Source organism: Streptomyces sp. NPDC085524 (assembly GCF_044541755.1).
GTDB lineage: Bacteria > Actinomycetota > Actinomycetes > Streptomycetales > Streptomycetaceae > Streptomyces.
On record NZ_JBITTH010000032.1, the window covers coordinates 56,043 to 70,584 of the forward strand.

A 14,542-nucleotide genomic window follows, 5' to 3' on the forward strand; every position below is an offset into this window, starting at 1 on the left:
TTCCTTCTTTCACAGGGACACCAACACCCCTTACAACGGCCCCGCCGTCCGCCCGGCCCGCCCGGGGCCCGGCCTCCACCCTGACGTGGGTTCCTCCGAACGTCAGACCGCCCGTCACGGGTTCCCGGTCCGGGGATGCGCGTCGCCGCACAGCGCCTCCCGGTACAGATCCGCCAGCGCGCCGTCGATGGGGTGGGGCTGAGGCTGCCCCGCGGCGTCCGCCCTGTGCCACCTCTGGAGGTTCACGGCAACGGACATCTGGCGCCTTCCGTCGGCCCGGGTGAAGGAGATCGTTCCGGAGCCCCAGACCGTGCCGTCGTGGCCCCAGAACGTGCCGCAGCCCGGCATTTCGACCTTGTGCAGGCCCAGGCCGTACTGGATCGTCGATCCGTCCAGGGCGATGACCGGGATCGTGCGCTGCATCTGCGCCAGCGACGTGCGGCTGACGACCCTTCCGTCGAGCAGCGCGGCGTAGAAGCGGTTGAGGTCGTCCATGGTCGATACCAGGGCGGCTCCCGTGCCGGTCCAGGACATGTTGTAGACGCTGTAGTCGCGCGGCGGGTCGAGCAGGCCGAACAGGGCCTCGTACATCCTGGAGTGCGGCCCTTCGATGCGCGGACCGTCGGGAAACCGTGTCTGCCGGAGTCCGGCGCGCTCGATGACGTTCCGGGTGATGTACTCCTCGGCCGTCCGGCCGGTCACCCGTTCCAGGAGCTCGCCGAGGAGCAGGTAGTTGGTGTTGGAGTACACCCCCGTGGGATTTCCGGGCTCCCCGGTCGGGGGAGCCGAGAGCCCCAGCTCGATCAGCTCGGCCGGCCGGAACTGCCGGAACCTGTTGTCGTCCAGGCTCTTGGGGACGTCCGGTCCCGCGGGGAGGCCCTGGAGGGACGGGAAGGCGTAAGGGATGTAGTCGGGGATGCCACTGGTGTGGTTGAGCAGCATCCGCACGGTGATCTTCCTGCCGCGCTCTCCGGGCACGAGGTCCGGCAGATAGTCGCCGACGGGGGCGTCGAGCCGGATCCGCCCCTGCTCGACCTGCTGCATGACGGCGGCGGCAGTGAAGGTCTTGGTCACGCTGCCGACGCGGTGGCGCATGGCCGGAGTGACGGGGCGGCCGGTTGCGAGGTCGGCGACACCGGAAGCGCCGCGCCAGGTCCGGCCGGCATCGCGGACCTCGCCGAACACCCCCGGCACCCCGGCTCGGTGGACGCCGTCCAGGGCGGACGTGAGCCCCCGGGGGTCGAGGGCGGCCGACGGGTTCGCCAGGGCCGTGCCCGTCCCGAGGCTCATCGCGGCCATGCCCGCGCACAACACCAGTCGGATCTTCTGCCGGGTCTGCCGGGTCTGCCGGGTCTGCGGGGTCTGCGGGGTCTGCGAGTTCTGTCGGGCCTGTCGGATCCTCATGGCATCCGTCCTTCCGTCGTCGAGGGGTGTCATCCGGCCAGCGCGTCGCGCAGGGCACGGCCGATCGCGGCGATCTGCCGCTGGGAGATTTCGGCGGACAGGATCGCCTGCGAGCCGTGGAAGGTGCCGGGCCACTGGCGCAGCTCGACCGACACGCCTGCCTGGAGCAGGCGCAGTGCGTACGTGATGTTCTCGTCGCGGTTGGGGTCGAACTCCGCGGAGGAGACGTAGGCGGGCGGCAGCCCGGACAGGTCTGCGGCCCGGGCCGGGGCCGCGTACGGGGTGGCGGGCGCGGAGCCCAGGTAGTGCCTCCAGGAAGCGGCCACGAAGTCGCGGGTGGACCAGGGGGTTTCCGTGAAGTTCCGCGCCGACCACGTTTCCTGACGGTCGTCGAGCTCGGCTTCGTTGAGCAGCTGGAAGCGGATGGACGGGCCTTGCTGATCGCGCGCCCGCAATGACACTGCGGCCGCGAGACCCGCGCCGGCACTGTGCCCGCCGACCGCGATCCTGTCGGGGTCGATGCCGAGTTCGGCCGCGTGCGCGGCCGCCCAGACCAGTACGGCGTACGCATCGTCCAGGGCGGCCGGGAACGGGTGCTCGGGGGCCAGCCGGTAGCCCACCGAAATCACCGCCACGCCCGTGTCCGCCGCCACCCGGGCGGCCCACGGGTGCTCGGTGTCCACGTCACCCATGACGAACGCGCCGCCGTGCAGCCACACGATGGCTCCCCGGGCACCGTGCGGGCGGTAGATCCGTACGGGCACGTCCGGATCCGCGGGCACCGTGCGGTCCTCGACCTCCATGCCCGCGGTGTCCGGCGCGGGCCGCGCGGACGCCAGCTCGGTGTACAGGGCGCGGCCGGCGGCCGGATCGGCCAGGTCGATGCGGGGGAAGAACGGCACGAATGCTTCGAGTTCGGGGTTCATGACGGCAATCCTCCCGGCGGGCCGCCCACCGGGTCATCCGCCAACCGTCGCGCATCCCGCCCCGATCACGCACCGTCCGGCGGGCCGCCTTCCCCCTATGCTTTCTGCCATGGAGGCACTGGCCGTACGGCTGTCGGGACTGGATCCGTACGTCGACGGAGCGCTCCGCATCGTCGCGTTCTACGACACGCTGATGCGCCGGAGGGTGGACCTCCCGGCACTCGCCCGGGCCTCGGCGGGCCTGGCCGAGTGCGTCGCCGGGATCCGCCTCCACGGCACGGGGCGTGCGATCCGCGTCGCCCCCGACGGCAGGGAACCCTCCGGCCCGCCCGCGGCCGCGTCCACCACCGTCCCGATCACCCTCGACGACGAGGAGATCGGCACGGTGTGGCTGGAGCGCCCAGGCACGCCCGGTCCGCTCGACAGCGTCCTCCTCGACCGGCTGGCCATCGCCGCCGCGTCCGCCGTCGAGCGGTACGGTCCGGCCAGCACCACCATGGCCGACCCGGCCCTGGTCGAGCTGGCGATCAGTGCCGACAGCGACGAGGCATCCAGGGCACGGGCGTTACGCCTGCTGGGCTTCGCCCCCGGCCTGCCGGTCCACGTCCTCGCCGTACGTGCGCGGCTCCCGCTCGACCGCATCGGGAGCATGGTCTGCCCGGCCGGACAGGTGAAGGCCGCGCCGCTCGCCGACGTGGGCGTGATCCTGGCCACCGGCGTGGACCCGGCCCGGCTCCCGCCCGGTGCCCGCGCCGGCATGGGCGCTGCGGACAGCCCCGACCGCTCGTGGCGGCAGGCCCGCACGGCCCTCCGCTTCACCACCCGGCGCCGGCCCGTGGTCCGCTACGCCGAGCTGGGCGCGCTGGCGCTGCTGGCCGACGTTCCGCCGGAGGCCGCACGAGACAACGCCGACGTGGCCGCCGTGGACCGCATCGCCGGCAACCCGGACGACCTGGAGACCCTGGACGCCTACTGCTCCACCGGCTCACTGCGGCGGGCGGCCGACCTGCTGCACCTGCACCACAGCAGCATCGCCCGCAGGCTCGAACAGATCGCGAAGATCCTGGACATCGACCTCACCGACCCCACCGGACTGATGCGGGCCCGGCTCGCCCTCACCACATGGCGGCTGCTGGGCGGTTGAGGAGCGGGCGGACCGGGCCCTGTTACCTCCGGGCCGCGCAGCGGTCGCGGCAGACGGACAGAGCCCTGCCGTCCCGGTCGGCCGGGGGACGGCAGGGCTCTGTGGTGGCTGCGGCGCGGGGATCAGCCGAGGGCCGACGCCGGCTGCGGCGCCGTGGCTTGCGCACCGGCGGGGTCGGTGCGGTGGGCCAGGAGCCGCTGGGCGAGGACGCCGAAGACGACGGCGAACACGACCCACAGCACGAGCTGGACGGACAGGGACGCGACCCGGAACTCCCACAGCAGGGCTGCGGGGAACTCGGGCTTGACCGCGTCGGAGTTGTCCGGGAGGACCAGGAAGGCCAGCCCGGTGGCGATGACGAAGCCCGCGCCGGCGGCCAGCGTCGCGTTCCAGTTGCCCAGGCGCGGGGCCAGCCGGCGTCCCAGGATGATCGCGCCGACCCCCAGGAGGACGCTGAGCAGGATCATCAGGAAGAACAGGGTGGTGCGCTGGCCGATGGTGTCCGGGTTGCCGACCGCCGGAGGGGTGGCCGGGTACTTGAGGAACGGCACCAGGTAGACGGTGGTGAAGGCGCCCGCCGCCGTGAGTGCCGCCGTCGCCCGGGCACTGAACCCGCCGACGCGGCCCAGGGCGAAGGAGAACGCGAGGGAGGCGATGCCGCCCAGCGCGACCCCGTAGACCAGGACACCGGTGGCGAGGCCCACGGTGGACTGGACGGGACGGCTGACGACCTCTTCCTCTTCCTCGGCTGCGGCGGGGGCGGCCGCGCCGTGACCGGCGTGGCCGGCCGCGGGAGCGGCTTCCTTGGCGGCCGTGGCCTCCTCGACGGCGATGGAGCCCCGGACCGGGGGCTCACCGACCACGTAGGCGACGGCGAAGGCGAACAGACCGGCGATCAGACCCGCGAGCATGCCGCGGACCAGCAGACCTCTGACAGTGGAGGCGTACATGGTGCGTGCGCCTTTCAGTGGCAGGGGAAGCCGAGCAGGTGACGGCCGTCGTGCACCCACTCGTGGACGCCTTCGCCGGAGAACACGGCGGTTGCGCCCTGCTCGGCGCCGACGAAGTACAGGGCCACGAGCATCAGCAGGCCGACGAACAGGGCCCAGGGCAGAACGGCGCGCACGGGCAGGGGAGCCGACGGAGAGACGGCGGGGGTGGGAATGGCGGCGGAAACGACGGCCTCGGCCATGGTGGAACCTCCTGGGGGAACAACGCGTCCCATGTGGTGGTGCGGAACGACGGTCCGAGGGTCTGACTCGCCGCGCCGCCACCCCCAGTGAGGAGTGCCGTCGCAGCACACAGTGGCGCGACCATGCCGGATTCACACCGGGCTTCCGTCTCGCCGTCGTCGCTATGTGTAAATGTCGCCTGACGGTACAGCCCCGTGCGCCGTCTGACCAAGCGGATGAGTCGCTGATCACATGAGACGCCGTCGTGCCGCTCCGAACACCGCGCGGGCGCGGCGGTGTTCGAAGGGGACGCCCACGGGTGCCTGCAGTCGGTCCATGCGCATCGTCTCCCTGCTCCCGGCGGCCACGGACACCGTGGCGGACCTCGGGCTCGCCGCGACCTGGTCGGACGCACCCACGCATGCGACCGGCCGCCAGCGGCTGTTGCGTCCGTGCCCGTCGTCACCCGGGCCGAATTCGCCGCGGACGAACTCAGCAGCCGTGAGATTTCCGATGCGGTCGGCGGCGCCGCCCATTCCGGCTCCTCGCTCTCCACCCTGGACACGGAGGCGCTCGCCGCACTCGCACCGGACTGGGACGAACTGCCCGCCGTGCGGGCCGGGGAGGTGTGGGTCCTGGACGGGCCCGCGTACTTCAACCGGCCGGGGCCGCGCGTGGTGCGCGGCGCCGAGGTACTGGCCCATGTCCTGCACGGGGTGCGGGCGGGGGAGCCGGTGACCTCGGGGGAAGCGCGCCGGCTGGACCGCCGGTGATGCCTACCCCCGGTCGTGTGCCACTGGGTAGGGGATGAAGGTGCTGCTGTTCTCGTCGACCGCGAGCGTGCGGCCCAGGGGCGGGACCGCGCGCTGCGGGCAGTCGAGGCGTTCGCACAGCCGGCAGCCCATGCCGATGGGGGTGGCGGCCGAGGCGTTGCCGAGGTCGAGCCCGTCGGAGTAGACGAGCCGGGAGGCGTGGCGGATCTCGCAGCCGAGGCCGATGGCGAAGGTCTTGCCGGGTTCACCCCAGCCGCCGCGGTGGCGGGTGACGGCGCGCGCGGTCCACAGATAGCGCTGCCCGTCCGGCATGGCGGCGACCTGGACGTGGATGCGGCCGGGCGCGGCGAAGGCCTCGTAGACGTTCCACAGCGGGCAGGTGCCGCCTGCCCGGGAGAAGTGGAACCCGGTGGCGGACTGCCGCTTCGACATGTTCCCGGCCCGGTCCACGCGGACGAAGGAGAACGGGACCCCGCGCAGCCGGGGCCGCTGGAGGGTGCTGAGGCGGTGGCAGACGGTTTCGTGGCCGAGCCCGAAATGGTCGGTGAGCCGCTCGATGTCGTAGCGGAACTCCTCGGCTGCGGTGTGGAAGACGCGGTACGGGAGGACCAGTGCGGCGGCGAAGTAGTTGGCGATGCCGATCCGGGCCAGGCCATGGGTGGGGGAGCCGTGCTCGAAGTCCTCGGCGGCCAGGCGGTCCAGCTCGCCGCCGTACTCGAGCAGGGCGAGCTGCGTGGCCATCCGGAACGCCTGCTGGCCGGGCCGGAGCCGGCCGGACAGGTGCAGGACGCGCGTCCGGGCGTCGAAGTGGTGGAGGCGGTCGGAGTCCGGGGCGAGGCGGATCCCGTGGTGGCCGGCGAGGCGGTTCGAGAGCGACCTGACGACCTCGCCGGTACGGATGCCGACCTCCTGGGCGAGGGCCTCGGCGGCGAGGTCGGCGTCGTGGAGGTAGTTCTGGCGGCGGTAGAAGAACTCGCGGATCTCCTCGTGCGGTGAGCGCGGTGCGGCAGGGCCCCCGCCGCGCCCGTCCGCGGTGTCCGCGAGCCGCTCGGCCAGGAGTTGACCGCGTCGGCCGAGGTCGAGCAGGACGGCGGCGACCGCGGGCATCCTGGCGGCGAGTTCGGCCAGGTCGGAGGGGGAGACGCGGGCTTCGGCGACCTCGCCGGCCAGGGCCTCTCGGAGATCGGCGACGAGGCGGCTGGTGTCGCGTTCCGAGAAGAATCCGGGGTCCACTCCGAAAGCCTCGGTGAGCCGCAGCAGGACGGGCACGGTGAGGGGCCGGGAGTCGTGCTCCATCTGGTTCAGGTAGCTGGGCGAAATGGCCAGGACGCGTGCCAGGTCCGCCTGGCTCATCCGGCGCTCCTCGCGCAGCCGCCGCAACCGTGCCCCCGCGTACGTCTTGCTCATTCGTACCCCCTCGGCCTCGCTCCGGCTTCAGGGTACGCGCGGATCTGTCGGTGCCGGCCTTCGCAACCTTGGCAAATCCGCCCCGGAAGATTCGCAGAAATTGGCAGATGTACCTGATTGATGGCACTGCATGCCGCTGTCAGAGTCGGTTCTGCGACCGCCGGACCCCGGCAGCCGATACGGACACCCAGGGTGCAACTCATGCCCTGACGTTGGAGATCCCGACCGCCCTGACTCGGCTGACCTGCGGCATTGCTCAGTTCCACCCTTCGGGTCCGGCGGTCGCGATCCCAGATCACGGCACAGAGTGCCATCGGCTCGCCGCGACAGGCGGGCGCGTTGGCAGGCGAAGCGACTCACGGAGACGGTGACGGTCATGGCAGACACGAACACGACGGCGGCGGCCGAGCAGTTGAAGCAGCGGTGGGCCGACGACCCGCGATGGGCGGGCATCGAGAGGACCTACTCGGCCGAGGACGTGGTGCGGCTCTCCGGCAGCATCCGCGAGGAGCACACCCTCGCCCGGCGTGGTGCGGAGCGGCTGTGGCGCCAGCTGCACGAACTCGACTACGTCCACGCACTCGGCGCGCTGACCGGAGGCCAGGCCGTCCAGCAGGTCCGCGCCGGACTCCGGGCGATCTACCTGTCCGGCTGGCAGGTCGCGGCCGACGCCAACCAGGCCGGGCACACCTACCCCGACCAGTCCCTCTACCCGGTCAACTCGGTCCCGCAGGTGGTCCGCCGGATCAACAACGCGCTGCTGCGCGCCGACCAGATCGCGACTGCCGAGGGCGGCTCGGACACGACGGACTGGCTGGCACCGATCGTCGCCGACGCCGAGGCGGGCTTCGGCGGCCCGCTCAACGCCTTCGAGCTGACCAAGGCGATGATCGCGGCAGGTGCGGCCGGCATCCACTACGAGGACCAGCTGGCCTCCGAGAAGAAGTGCGGCCACCTGGGCGGCAAGGTCCTCGTCCCCACCTCCCAGCACATCCGCACCCTCAACGCCGCCCGCCTCGCCTCCGACATCGCGGACACCCCGACCCTGATCATCGCCCGCACCGACGCCCTCGCCGCGAACCTGCTGACGAGCGACGTCGACGAGCGCGACGCGCAGTTCACCACCGGCGAGCGCACCGCCGAGGGCTTCTACCGGGTGCAGAACGGCATGGCCCCGGTCATCGCCCGAGGCCTCGCGTACGCCCCGTACGCCGACCTCATCTGGGTCGAGACCGGCACCCCGGACCTCGCCCAGGCGCGCGAGTTCGCCGAGGCGATCCACGCCCGGTACCCGGACCGGATGCTGGCCTACAACTGCTCACCCTCCTTCAACTGGAAGGCGGCGCTGGACGACGACCAGATCGCCAAGTTCCAGCGCGAACTCGGCGCCATGGGTTACAAGTTCCAGTTCATCACGCTGGCCGGCTTCCACTCCCTGAACCACGGCATGTTCGACCTCGCCCGCGGCTACGCCGAACACGGAATGACCGCGTACGTCGACCTCCAGGAGCGCGAGTTCGCCGCCCAGGCGCAGGGGTTCACCGCCGTCAAGCACCAGCGCGAGGTCGGCACCGGCTACTTCGACCTCGTCTCCACCGCCGTCAACCCCGCCTCCTCCACCACGGCGCTCTCCGGCTCCACCGAGGAGGAGCAGTTCCACTGAGCCCGTCGGGACGGCCCCGCCCCGTACGCCGTTCAGCCGCTCGGGGAGCCGGGCGATTCCTTCCCGCCCGCTCCCCGGTTCCCCCTTCCAGCCCAGGAGGACCCCGATGACCACCAGTGCCCCTGCCCGCGCCGTGCGCGTCCTCGCGGCCCCGGGTGACCGCCACGACGAAATCCTCACCCCTGCGGCCCTGGACTTCCTCGCCGGACTCACCGAAGCCTTCGGCGAGCGCCGGCAGCAATTGCTCAAGGAGCGCCGTCGACAGGCCATCCGGCTGGCCTCCGGATCCCCTCTCGACTTCCCCGTCGCCACTGCTGCCGTCCGTGACGACAGGACCTGGCGGGTGGCTCCGCCGGCCCCCGGTCTGGAGGACCGCCGGGTGGAGATCACCGGACCGCCCGAGCGGCGGATGACCGTCAACGCCCTCAACTCCGGTGCGAAGGTGTGGATGGCGGACTTCGAGGACGCCACCGCGCCCACGTGGGACAACGTCATCGGCGGCCAGCTGAGCCTCCGCGACGCCATCCATCGCCGGATCGACTTCACCACGACCGAAGGCAGGCAGTACCGCCTCGGCGAGACCCTGCCCACCATCATGGTCCGGCCCCGCGGCTGGCACCTCCTGGAGGAGCACCTGGAGTTCGGCGGCCGGCCCGTCCCCGCGCCGCTCGTCGACTTCGGCCTGTACTTCTTCCACTGTGCGCAGCGGCAGATCGACGCCGGCCGCGGCCCGTACTTCTACCTCCCCAAACTGGAGAACCGGTACGAGGCACGGCTCTGGAACGACATCTTCGCCTTCTCCCAGGACCTCTTCGGCATTCCCCGCGGCACCGTCCGGGCCACCGTCCTGATCGAGACGATCACGGCCGCGTTCGAGATGGAGGAGATCCTCTACGAGCTGCGCGACCACTCCGCAGGCCTGAACGCGGGCCGCTGGGACTACCTGTTCAGCCTGATCAAGACCTTCGGCCACCGCACCGACTTCCAACTGCCCGACCGCGCCGGGGTCACCATGACCGCACCGTTCATGCGGGCCTACACCGAGCTGCTCGTCCGTACGTGCCACAAGCGCGGCGCGCACGCCATCGGCGGCATGGCCGCCCAAGTCCCCGGCAAGGACACCGAGGCCAACGCGTCGGCCCTTGCGAAGGTGCGCCTGGACAAGGAGCGCGAGGCCGAGGACGGCTTCGACGGCTCCTGGGTCGCCCACCCGGGCCTGGTCCCGGTCTGCCGCGGGGTCTTCGACGGGGTCCTGGGCGCGCGCCCGCACCAGCTCGACCGCACCCGGGAGGACGTGCACGTGACGGCCCCGGACCTGCTCTCCGTCCGCCGGATCAGCAGCCCGCCCACGGAACAGGGCGTACGCACCAACATCGCCGTCGCACTGCGGTACTTCGACGCATGGCTGCGCGGCCAGGGCGCCGTGGCCCTCTACGGGCTGATGGAAGACGCCGCCACCGCCGAGATCGCCCGGGTCCAGATCTGGCAGTGGCTGCGCCACGGGGTCCTCGACCGCGGCACGGTGCTCCAGGTACTGGACGAGGAGCTCGCCGCCCTCGGTGCCCAACACCCCTGGGCCGCCGTCGACGAGGTGCGGGAGCTGTTCGAGCGGACCGCCCTCGCCGGCGAACTCCCGCTGTTCTTCACCCCCGACGCCTACACCCGCCACCTCGTGCACATCCAGGGCGTCCGGTCATGAGCACCACCCTCCGCAGGGTCGGGATAGTCGGCGGTGGGCAGATGGGCGCCGGAATCGCGGTGTCGCTCTACGACGAGTTCAAGGAACCCCTCTGCGCCCCGCCGCCGCTGCTGATGCGGAGGGTGGAGGCGGGGCTGCTGGGCCGGAAGACGGGCCGGGGGTTCCACACCTACGACCGGGACCGCTGAGGGGACCCGGTGCCGCTGCCGGGCTGAGGGGCCCGGCAGCGTGTGGTGGAGGGGGTGCGGCGGAGTGGTGTCCGCCGCACCCCCTCGCGTTGCTCCCCGGCCCCTGCGGCCTCACGCGCGTACGGCATGCGGCATGCGGGGCCGTCGGCCGCGGGCCGGGCCGGACGGGGTCAGGCCGTCGGCTCGGTGAGCGGCCCGTAGAGCTCGGGGCGGCGGGTGTGCATGAGGCCGAACTCGAGCCAGTCGCGGCGCTGGTCGAGGTCGAGGTCGGCGACGAGGACGGCCGGGGTGTTGCGCGGGGCGCGCAGCATGATCCGCCCGTAGGGGTCGGAGATGAACGAGGAGCCGTAGAAGGTGGAGCGGCCCTCGGTCCCGACCCGGTTGGGCACGATGGCGAACAGGGCGTTGGCGAGGCCGTTGGCACTGATGGCGTGCTCCCACATGGGGCGGGTGTCGAAGTCCGGCAGGTCCGGCTCGGAGCCGATGGCGGTGGGGTGGACGAGGACGTCGGCGCCGGCCAGGGAGTAGGCGCGGGCCAGTTCCGGGAACCACTCGTCCCAGCAGGTCGGGAAGCCGAAGCGGGCGCCCTCGTGCGAGACGACCGGGAACCCGCTGTCGCCGGGGCGGAAGCACAGGTCCTCGCGGTAGCCGGGGAACGCGGGGATGTGGTTCTTGCGGGTGCGGGCGATGAGCTTCCCGTCGGGGTCCACGCACACGGCGGTGTTGTAGCCGAGGCCGCCGTCCTCGGCGCGCTCGTAGAGGGAGGCGTGCACGGTGATTCCGAGCTCGGTGGCGAGCTCGCTGATCAGGCGGACCGTGGGGCCGGTCTCCACGTCCTCCAGCCAGCGCGCTGCCCCGTCGGCCATGGGGTCGTCGGTGTTGCAGAAGTAGGGGCTGCGGGTCAGTTCGGGCAGGCAGACCACCTTCGCGCCCTGTGCGGCGGCCAGGGCCACGCCCTCGCGCAGGTGGGCGTCGTGCTCGGCCGGGTCGGCGTGCCAGCGCATCTGGACGAGGCCGACGCGCAGCGGTTCCCGTTCGGCGGGCTTGGTGCGGCCGGGGGAGCCGAGCGGGGAGCCGTAGGAGGTGAGGACGGAGTAAGAGGTCACGGGCGGACTGCCTTCGGGAGGGTCGGGCGTTCGTGGAGCGGTGTGGCGTCGTGCTGACTGAAGATTCAGTTAGGGCGCACGCCGTGAAGACCGGTTCGGTCGGTACCGGCAGGGGGCGGCAACTGGCCGGCACCTCTGCCGGAACGTTCCGGCAAGAAGGAATGTAAACGTTGCCGGAACGTTCCGGCAAGGGTGGGCGGTGACCGCCTAGAATTCGGAAACGTGACCGCCCGTACCGTGACCCTGCTCGACGTGGCCCGTGAGGCGGGCGTCTCCAAGAGCACCGCCTCCGACGCACTCCAGGGCTCCGGCCGGGTCGCCGAGGCCACCCGCGACCGGGTACGGGAGGTCGCCGACCAGCTCGGATACCGGCCCAACAGCGCCGCCCGGCGACTGCGCCGGGCCAGCACCGGTGCGATCGGCCTGTACCTGCCGCAGACGGCCACCCGGCTGGACTACTACATGAACCTCGCCTTCGGTGCCGTCGAGCGGGCCCAGGAGGAGGGCCTGGACGTGGTGCTCCTCGGTTCGGCGGCCGGGGCGCACGGCCCGCTCGCCTCGAGGGTCGACGGGCTGCTCGTCGTCGACCCCGAGATCGGCGACCCGGCCGTACCGGCCCTCCTCGATGCCGGCGTCCCGGTCGTCACCGGCGAGCGCTACCCGGGCCCCACGGCCGTTCCCACCGCGGCGGTGGTCTGTGACAACGCGGCCTCCCTCACCGCCTTGCTCGACCACGTCCGTGAACGCGGTGCGCAGGCGCCGGCCCTGCTCGCCCCCGAAGCCACTTCCTCCTGGGCCCAGGCGCTGCGAACGGCGGCCCGGACCTGGAGCGCGGAGCGGGGGGTGTCCGTCACCGTCCACACCGTCCCCTTCGCCGTGACCCCGGCCGAGGCGGCCGAGCACACCCGCCGCCTGCTGGCCGCCGACCCGGCCGTGGACGCGGTCATCTGCGCCCCCGACGGAGCCGCGCCCGGAGTGCTGCGGGCCGCCACCGAGCTCGGCCGGACGATCGGCCGCGACTTCCAGCTCGCCTCCTGCGTCGACGGCGTCGCCGTACGGAGCTGCGACCCGCCCCTCACGGCGATCGACCTCCGACCCGCCGAATACGGCAGGAGCTGCGCGGCCCTCCTCTGCGACGTCCTGGCCGGCCGGGCTCGGCCCGACACCGTCCGCCTCCACGATTGGGCACTGGAGGACCGCTCCTCCGCCCGACCGGCGGTCTGACGGAGCGGGTCGGGTCAGGCGGGAAGGGCATCAGGAGCAGCGGCTCGGGGGTGGGCGGGGTGATCCTCCGGAGGGTTCGAGGGTGACAGTTGTCCTGCCCCCTTCCGGTGAAGGGGGCAGGACCACCGGCATGACCGCGGCCTCCCGGCAACGCCCTGGAAGGACGTGTCGGCCTCCGCCATGCGCGAACCGGGCTGTCAGACCAAGGACGGCACGGGCGCGGCGGAAGGAAGGGCCGGGGTGGTGCCTCCCGCGTCAGGGAGGGACTGCTGCTCCGGCGGGGCCGCGGGCGGTTCGGCGTCCGTCAGCAGGGCGATCAGGGTGGTGCGGGCGCGGGCCACCCGGGAGCGGACCGTGCCGATGGGGCAGCCGACGGCAACCGCCGCCTCGGCGTACGGGAGCCCGAGCAGCTGGGTGAGGACGAAGGCCTCCCGGCGTTCGGCCGGGATCGCAGCCAGGAGTTCGGCGAGGGCGATGCCGTCGTCGAAGCCGGGAAGGCCGTGCGGCTGGCTCTGTTCGGCGGCCGTCTGCCAGTCGTGGCGGTCCGACAGCCGGGGTCGGGCAGCGGCGCGCCGCACGCTGTCGACGACGGTGCGCCGGGCGATCGACAGGAGCCAGGTACGGGCGGAGGAGCGGCCTTCGAACCGGGGGAGCGCGGCGAGGGCCCGCAGGAACACGTCCTGGGTGAGGTCTTCGGCCGCCTGGGGATCCGCGCTGAGGTACGCCACGTACCGCCATACGTCGCGGTGCAGGGCCCGGATGAACCGGTCGGCCTTCGCCGGGTCGCCGTCGCGTGCGGCGAGGGCCAGTCGGGTCACCTCCGCATCGGAGTCCGGGGTGTGCCGGGCCGGCCTTTCGCCGGCGGGACGGTGCTGGGTGGGCAGGGCAGGAGTCATCGCCACAGGTCCTTAGGGGCAAGGTGTCCGGCGCCGCCCGTGGCGGGCCGGTGAAGGGGGTACGGCCTGCCGGAGGGCATGGCCGATGCCCGAGGGGCGACGGGCCGCGGAGCAGGGCCGTCAGCGCACGCTCGGGGAGCCGGCTGTCACAGGACAGCGGTTCCCGTCGGCGGACCCCGTGAGGTGATGGCGTGAACGAGGAACAGCTGCGGGAGTGCGCGGTCGCGCCCTGCCCGGCGTACGCGGATGCGCGGCGGCAGAGGTGCCGGGGCGAGTCCGAAGAGGAGCCGCAGCGGTGTCCGGAGCCACCCTGCGACGGCGCGCAGGACGCGGAAGGCCCCCTGTTCGCCGTGGGCCAGCCACAGGCCGCAGAGCAGCGCGGCCAGCAGGTGCGCGGCGAGCATTCCCGTGGGGGACATGCCGCCCATGCCGTGACCGTCCGCCGGCATGAGGGCGGCGGTGGCCTCGGCTGCGGCACCGGCCATGCCCGGCATGTTGTGCATGTCGTGCATGCCGTGGTGGGCGTGCGAGACGACGTCCTGAACGGCGGTGCCCGGCGGCGGCTGGGACACGAGACCGCCGAGCCCCGCGTCGTTCACGAGCTTCAGGGCGTCCCGCGCGGACAGCGCCGACGTCGTGCCTTCTCCGCACATCAGGTACGCGGCCCATTGGCGGGCGAACGACGTACCGGACGGCAAGGCCGGGTGCAGGACCGACTGGGCCAGGGAGAAGCCCGAGTGGAGCACGGCCTGGACGGCGACCGTCGCCGCGGTCACCGTGAACGGCCCGCGTTCGCGGCTCGCGAGGCACCAGGCCATGACCGCCGTGCCCGCGAACGCGGCGGACATCGCCCACCAGGGCACGGCCATACCGGACATGAGCAGGTGGCCGACGGTCGCGAGCAGCACGCAGACGGCTGCGAACATCGCAGCCCGTAAGG

13 protein-coding genes and 1 pseudogene are annotated in these 14,542 nt (G+C 72.6%); 6 read left to right on the forward strand and 8 right to left on the reverse strand.

What is annotated here, in order from left to right:
• Positions 1 to 114: 114 nt before the first annotated feature.
• Both ACIGFK_RS35640 and ACIGFK_RS35645 read right to left on the reverse strand, forming a co-directional pair.
• The gene (locus ACIGFK_RS35640; protein ID WP_400055212.1) at positions 115 to 1,290 is read right to left on the reverse strand and encodes a serine hydrolase domain-containing protein; all 1,176 of its coding nucleotides are present in this window, start codon (positions 1,288 to 1,290) and stop codon (positions 115 to 117) included.
• Positions 1,291 to 1,433: 143 nt separating this feature from the next.
• Positions 1,434 to 2,330, reverse strand: a complete 897-nt coding sequence (locus tag ACIGFK_RS35645; RefSeq protein WP_386468275.1) for an alpha/beta hydrolase — start codon at positions 2,328 to 2,330, stop codon at positions 1,434 to 1,436.
• A 109-nt stretch (positions 2,331 to 2,439) separates the two neighbouring features.
• On the opposite strand from ACIGFK_RS35645, the gene ACIGFK_RS35650 reads away from it, so the two are divergent.
• Complete coding sequence (locus ACIGFK_RS35650; RefSeq protein ID WP_400055179.1) at positions 2,440 to 3,474, forward strand: helix-turn-helix domain-containing protein; 1,035 nt, start codon at positions 2,440 to 2,442, stop codon at positions 3,472 to 3,474.
• 122 nt (positions 3,475 to 3,596) lie between these two features.
• Here the strand turns inward: ACIGFK_RS35650 and ACIGFK_RS35655 are convergent, their stop codons facing one another.
• Entirely contained in the window at positions 3,597 to 4,424 is an 828-nt protein-coding gene (locus ACIGFK_RS35655) for a CbtA family protein (protein WP_376656261.1), read from the reverse strand.
• 14 nt (positions 4,425 to 4,438) lie between these two features.
• Positions 4,439 to 4,666 (reverse strand): CbtB-domain containing protein, encoded by a 228-nt coding sequence (locus tag ACIGFK_RS35660; protein WP_400055180.1) that lies wholly within the window; start codon positions 4,664 to 4,666, stop codon positions 4,439 to 4,441.
• Positions 4,667 to 5,098: 432 nt separating this feature from the next.
• Between ACIGFK_RS35660 and ACIGFK_RS35665 the strand changes: the two genes are divergently transcribed.
• On the forward strand, positions 5,099 to 5,419 hold the full coding sequence (locus ACIGFK_RS35665; protein ID WP_400055182.1) for a hypothetical protein: 321 nt from the start codon (positions 5,099 to 5,101) through the stop codon (positions 5,417 to 5,419).
• 3 nt (positions 5,420 to 5,422) lie between these two features.
• Here ACIGFK_RS35665 and ACIGFK_RS35670 read toward each other — a convergent pair whose 3' ends face one another.
• Positions 5,423 to 6,826 carry a short-chain fatty acyl-CoA regulator family protein gene (locus tag ACIGFK_RS35670; protein ID WP_400055183.1) on the reverse strand — a complete coding sequence of 468 codons (1,404 nt, stop codon included), beginning with the start codon at positions 6,824 to 6,826 and terminating at the stop codon, positions 5,423 to 5,425.
• A 376-nt stretch (positions 6,827 to 7,202) separates the two neighbouring features.
• Here ACIGFK_RS35670 and aceA point away from each other — a divergent pair, with 376 nt between their 5' ends.
• From aceA to ACIGFK_RS35685, 3 genes and pseudogenes are all read left to right on the forward strand, one after another.
• Entirely contained in the window at positions 7,203 to 8,489 is a 1,287-nt protein-coding gene (gene aceA, locus ACIGFK_RS35675) for an isocitrate lyase (protein WP_386468265.1), read from the forward strand.
• Between the two features lie 106 nt (positions 8,490 to 8,595).
• Positions 8,596 to 10,188, forward strand: coding sequence for a malate synthase A (aceB, locus tag ACIGFK_RS35680; protein WP_386468263.1), 1,593 nt, complete (start codon positions 8,596 to 8,598; stop codon positions 10,186 to 10,188).
• A pseudogene (locus ACIGFK_RS35685) lies at positions 10,164 to 10,376 on the forward strand (3-hydroxyacyl-CoA dehydrogenase family protein); the annotation flags it as partial. The gene aceB and the pseudogene ACIGFK_RS35685, both read left to right, overlap by 25 nt.
• A gap of 170 nt (positions 10,377 to 10,546) precedes the next feature.
• Here the strand turns inward: ACIGFK_RS35685 and ACIGFK_RS35690 are convergent.
• Entirely contained in the window at positions 10,547 to 11,482 is a 936-nt protein-coding gene (locus ACIGFK_RS35690) for a nitrilase-related carbon-nitrogen hydrolase (RefSeq protein WP_400055186.1), read from the reverse strand.
• A gap of 222 nt (positions 11,483 to 11,704) precedes the next feature.
• Between ACIGFK_RS35690 and ACIGFK_RS35695 the strand changes: the two genes are divergently transcribed.
• Complete coding sequence (locus tag ACIGFK_RS35695) at positions 11,705 to 12,706, forward strand: LacI family DNA-binding transcriptional regulator (RefSeq protein ID WP_376658017.1); 1,002 nt, start codon at positions 11,705 to 11,707, stop codon at positions 12,704 to 12,706.
• Positions 12,707 to 12,903: 197 nt separating this feature from the next.
• Here ACIGFK_RS35695 and ACIGFK_RS35700 read toward each other — a convergent pair whose 3' ends face one another.
• Both ACIGFK_RS35700 and ACIGFK_RS35705 read right to left on the reverse strand, forming a co-directional pair.
• Positions 12,904 to 13,602: a sigma-70 family RNA polymerase sigma factor gene (locus tag ACIGFK_RS35700; protein WP_376658018.1), complete on the reverse strand. Its 699-nt coding sequence runs from the start codon at positions 13,600 to 13,602 to the stop codon at positions 12,904 to 12,906.
• Between the two features lie 146 nt (positions 13,603 to 13,748).
• Entirely contained in the window at positions 13,749 to 14,528 is a 780-nt protein-coding gene (locus tag ACIGFK_RS35705; protein WP_376658019.1) for a hypothetical protein, read from the reverse strand.
• Positions 14,529 to 14,542 lie beyond the last annotated feature (14 nt).